The sequence below is a fragment of the Streptococcus sp. 20925_1_77 genome (assembly GCF_041432125.1).
Lineage (GTDB): Bacteria > Bacillota > Bacilli > Lactobacillales > Streptococcaceae > Streptococcus.
Genome location: NZ_JAPVZB010000033.1, coordinates 1 through 1,359, shown reverse-complemented (window position 1 = coordinate 1,359; position 1,359 = coordinate 1). Strand labels below are relative to the sequence as shown.

Genomic DNA, 1,359 nt, shown 5'->3' with positions numbered 1-1,359 from the left:
TTCTGTATTGCACAGGACTGAGTCCTTTTAGTTTTACCTTAATTCGTTTGCTGTTGTAATAATCAATATAGTCTACAATAGCTTGTTCCAATTGCTCAAGTGAGTGAAATGTCTTCTCGTAACCATAAAACATTTCGGATTTCAAAATACCAAAGAAGGATTCCATCATGCCGTTGTCTGGGCTGTTACCTTTACGTGACATAGATGGTTGAATTCCCTTACCCTCTAAAAATCTGTGATAAAAATCGTGTTGATATTGCCATCCTTGATCACTATGAAGAATGGTATTCTCGTAATGTTCCTCACCGAAAGCCTGGTCTAACATATCTTTCACTTGTATCAAGTTCGGTGACGTAGAAAGATTATAGGCGATAATTTCGCTGTTAAAACCATCTAAAACTGGTGATAAATAGAGCTTTTGACTGCTTGCCGGAATGGCAAACTCTGTCACATCTGTGTAGCACTTTTCCATTGGCTTCGATGCTTCAAACTGGCGTTGAATAAGGTTATCTGCTTTCTTGCCAACTTCTCCTTGATATGAAGAATACTTGCGTTTACGACGAATTCGGGCACTTAAACCAAGGATCTTCATCAGACGTTGGACTTTCTTATGGTTCACTACAAAACCACGATTCCTCAATTCTAGAGTCATTCTGCGATAACCATAATTTCCTTTGTGCTCAGTAAAAATAGCTTGAATTTCATCTTTAATATCATGATTTTTATCGCTTTTATCTAACTGCTTTAGCTGGTAATAATAGGTTGAACGTGCTAGCTTAATAATCTTTAGAAGAATCTCTAAGGCAAACTCTGTTACCAATCCTCGGACAATTTCTGTTTTTCTTCTAGCTCTTTTTCCTCCTTCAATCGGAGTTCTCTCAACTTTTTTAGAATGGCATTCTCCGCTCTCAGGTACTCATTTTCTGCTTGAAGACGTTCTAATTCTGTCATCTCTTCGGGTTTCTTCTTTGGTTTACGTCCCATTTTAGATGGTCTCCCTCTTGTTTTCTCAACAATAGTATACCCGTTTTTCTTATATTGTGCTATCCAATTAGGCAACATTCCAACACTTGGAAGAGCATAATCTAGAGACACCCTTATTTGAGAGCGACCTTCAAGTAGAACTTTATCAATGACCTCTTGTTTTAGTTCAGGTGAATAGTAACAATTCTTTCCTTTTTTGACGATTTTTATTCCATAACGATCAATCAATTTAATCATGTACTGAAGATTGGGAATTGTTATCCCAAATATATTTGAAATCTCTTTGAAGGTTCGCCCTTGTTTTCTAAGTTCATAGATCTGAACTTTATCTTTATAAGTTAATTTCATAATAAAAACACCCCAAAAGTTAGATTT

General features: G+C 36.2%; 1 protein-coding gene. It reads right to left on the bottom strand.

Features of this window, described 5'->3' with window-relative positions:
• Positions 1–1,332, bottom strand: a protein-coding gene (locus O3626_RS10190) for an IS3 family transposase (protein WP_371496726.1) whose coding sequence is annotated in 2 segments (ribosomal slippage) — positions 1–891 and positions 891–1,332 — 1,333 coding nt annotated over the 2 segments. Because the reading frame shifts where the segments join, the coding sequence is not laid out codon by codon here. This gene is flagged as partial in the annotation.
• Positions 1,333–1,359: the final 27 nt, after the last annotated feature.